At 74.3% G+C, this 257-nt stretch carries 1 pseudogene; it reads left to right on the top strand.

The window, feature by feature from the left end:
• Positions 1–31 precede the first annotated feature (31 nt).
• Positions 32–257: pseudogene (locus CVH10_RS22140) on the top strand (ribokinase); the annotation flags it as partial.

Here is a 257-nt window from a genome sequence, read left to right as displayed (position 1 = left end):
GTCGCTGGCCATGGCAAAAGCCGGTGGCCGCGTGCGCCATTGGGGTCGCCTCGGCCGCCAGGACGCCTGGGCACGCAGCCTGCTCGAGGCCGCCGGGGTAGACGTCGACGCCATCGCCCTGGTGGACGAGCCCGGCGGCCATGCCATCATCCAGGTGGATGAACGTGGCGAGAACGCCATCCTGCTCTCCCCCGGGGCCAACCACGGTTTCACCGAGGCGGAGCTCGACGCCCGCCGCCCCGCCCCGGCCCCCGGGG

The sequence above is a fragment of the Halomonas sp. ND22Bw genome (genome assembly GCF_003011945.1).
Taxonomy (GTDB): domain Bacteria; phylum Pseudomonadota; class Gammaproteobacteria; order Pseudomonadales; family Halomonadaceae; genus Halomonas; species Halomonas halophila.
This window is presented reverse-complemented; position numbering and strand designations above follow the sequence as displayed.